Source organism: Microbacterium sp. UBA3394 (genome assembly GCF_002358725.1).
Taxonomy (GTDB): Bacteria; Actinomycetota; Actinomycetes; order Actinomycetales; family Microbacteriaceae; genus Microbacterium; species Microbacterium luteum.
Map to the genome: position 1 here is coordinate 1 of NZ_DEPK01000267.1, position 2,680 is coordinate 2,680.

Below are 2,680 nucleotides of genomic sequence, written 5' to 3' on the forward strand. Positions count from 1 at the left end.
GTGAGGTAGTAGAACGTGGGGAAAGGCGTGCCGTCGTCCAGTCGGGGCGACGTGGCGACCACCGTCGGGTTGCCGCAGGCGCAGCGCGCGGCGACGCCGACGACGCCGCGCGCGGGCCGCCCGAGCTGGGCGCGGAGCACATCCCGCTCGGCGTCGGTCACGGGCGCGAAGGGCGAAGGGATCACGCGCGCCACGTTACCGGGCGCGTCTGGACCGCCGCTGGATCGCCGGCCCGCACGCACTCACGGGGTCGGGTCATCCGTCGGATCGGACGTAGCCGGATCCTCGGTGCCGCTGTCGACGGGAACGACCGTCTGGGCGAGCCCGGCCTCGGTGACCGATCTGACCATCTGCGTCATCCAGTCGTTCCGGGTCTGCTCGACGTCCTCACTGACGGGTTCCTGCTCCTGCGGCAGATCGGCCGACGCGAGGTCGTTGTCGACGAGGTAGACCACCTCGCCCGGCTTGACGTAGTAGAGGCGCTCTCGCGCCTGGGTCGTGATGAAGGCCGGGTCGCGCCAACGATCCTGCTGGGCCTCGAGGTCTTCGACGTCGTCCTGCGCGAGCGCGACCGCCGCCTCGAGAGCGTCGATGCGCTGACGCTGCTCGACGTAGGTGCCGATGGTGGGAACGAGCACGAAGGCCGCCAGCACCACCAGGCCGAGCATGATCACCATGAACCCGGACAGCCGGATGCCGCCGAGCCACGTGCGCACGTCGACCGGACGGCGCGTCCGGGAACGCGAAGAGGGAGCCGTCGTCTTGACCACGGCTCCCCCTCTCGTCGTTCGTGCGGTGTATCAGCCCGTGAAGCGCGGGAAGGCTGCGCGGCCGATGAACTCCGCCGCGTCGCCCAGCTCCTCCTCGATGCGCAGAAGCTGATTGTATTTCGCCACGCGCTCGCTGCGTGCGGGCGCGCCGCTCTTGATCTGACCGGCACCGGTGGCGACGACGAGGTCGGCGATCGTCGTGTCCTCGGTCTCGCCCGAGCGGTGCGAGAGCATCGCCGTGTAGCCCGCACGGTGCGCCATGTCGACCGCGTCGAGCGTCTCGCTCAGCGTTCCGATCTGGTTGACCTTCACCAGCAGCGAGTTCGCGACACCGCGGGCGATGCCGTCGGCAAGACGCTGCGGGTTGGTGACGAAAAGGTCGTCTCCGACGAGCTGGGTCTTCGTGCCGAGAACGTCGGTGAGCGCCTTCCAGGCGTCCCAGTCGTCTTCGGCGAGCGCGTCCTCGATCGTGACGATCGGGTAGTCGTTCACGAGCCCGACGTAGTAGTCGGTGAGTTCGGCAGCGGTCCAGTCCTTGTTCTCCAGGCGGTAGACGCCGTCGGAGAAGAACTCGGTCGCCGCGACATCCAGGCCGAGCGCGATGTCGGTGCCGGGGGTGAAGCCCGCCTTCTCGATCGCCTTGACGAGGAAGTCCAAGCCCTCGCGGTTGCTCGGAAGGTCGGGGGCGAACCCGCCCTCGTCGCCGAGACCGGTGGCGAACCCGGCCGCCTTGAGCTCGCCCTTGAGGACGTGATAGACCTCGGTCCCCCAGCGCAGCGACTCCGAGAAGGTCTCGGCCCCGATCGGGGCGAGGAAGAACTCCTGCATGTCGATGCCGTTGTCGGCGTGCTCACCGCCGTTGATGACGTTGAACAGCGGCACGGGCAGGATGTGCGCGTTGGGTCCGCCGAGGTAGCGGAACAGCGGCAGATCCGCCGAGTCGGCGGCCGCCTTGGCCACCGCGAGCGACACGCCGAGGATGGCGTTCGCGCCGGTGCGGCCCTTGTTGTCGGTGCCGTCGGTGGCGATGAGGATCTCGTCGACGATGCGCTGTTCGCTCGCCTCGACACCCTCGATCGCGGGCCCGAGCTCGTCGATCACGGCCTCGACGGCCTTGAGGACGCCCTTGCCGTTGTAGCGGCCCTTGTCGCCGTCACGCAGTTCATATGCTTCGAAAGCGCCGGTGGAAGCGCCCGACGGGACGGCGGCCCGCTGGACGATGCCGTCGTCGAGGAGAACCTCCACCTCGACGGTCGGGTTTCCGCGCGAGTCGAGGATCTCGCGTGCGCCTACAGCCTCGATAAGTGCCACTGAGGACTCCTTGTCAGATGGAGGGTGGGTCTTCGGAACGTCGTCGGTCCGAAGACGAGTCTAGTGATGACCGCGCTCGACGCCACCGGCGTCGCGCGCCGGCCCCGGCTCGACCACGATCGCGAGGGCGATGCCATCCCATCCCTTCGCGTCGAGGGTCTGCAGGGCGGTCGCGTCGAAGCGCGGATCGCGCGCGAGCATCTCCAGCCCTCGCTGGGTGCCGATGACGTTCGACGCTGTGGTCGCGGGATTGGCGACTTCCCCTCCTCGGCCGATGTTGTCGACGACGACGACGGTTCCGGGGCGCCCCAGACGCGCCGCCCAGTCGAGGTAGATCGTGTTCGATTCCTTGTCGGCGTCGATGAACACGAGATCGAACGGCTCACCGCCGGACAGGGTCGGGAGCACATCCGCGGCACGGCCCTCGCGCACCTCGACGCGGTCGGCGAGACCCGCACGGGTGATGTTCGCCCGGGCCAATGCGGCATTGACCGGCTCCGCCTCGATGCTCACCACGCTCCCGCGTTCCGGCAGCGCGCGTGCCAGCCAGATGGTGGAGTATCCGCCGAGGGTCCCGATCTCGAGGATGCGCCGCGCAC

At 68.9% G+C, this 2,680-nt stretch carries 4 protein-coding genes; all 4 read right to left on the reverse strand.

Going from position 1 to position 2,680, the window contains the following annotated elements:
* Positions 1 to 185: DUF501 domain-containing protein (locus tag B4E30_RS15590; protein ID WP_286796120.1), on the reverse strand; the 185-nt coding region annotated here is incomplete at its 3' end.
* A gap of 57 nt (positions 186 to 242) precedes the next feature.
* Entirely contained in the window at positions 243 to 770 is a 528-nt protein-coding gene (locus B4E30_RS15595) for an FtsB family cell division protein (protein WP_286796122.1), read from the reverse strand.
* A gap of 30 nt (positions 771 to 800) precedes the next feature.
* Complete coding sequence (gene eno, locus B4E30_RS15600; protein WP_286717199.1) at positions 801 to 2,081, reverse strand: phosphopyruvate hydratase; 1,281 nt, start codon at positions 2,079 to 2,081, stop codon at positions 801 to 803.
* A 60-nt stretch (positions 2,082 to 2,141) separates the two neighbouring features.
* Positions 2,142 to 2,680: O-methyltransferase (locus B4E30_RS15605; protein WP_286796124.1), on the reverse strand; the 539-nt coding region annotated here is incomplete at its 5' end.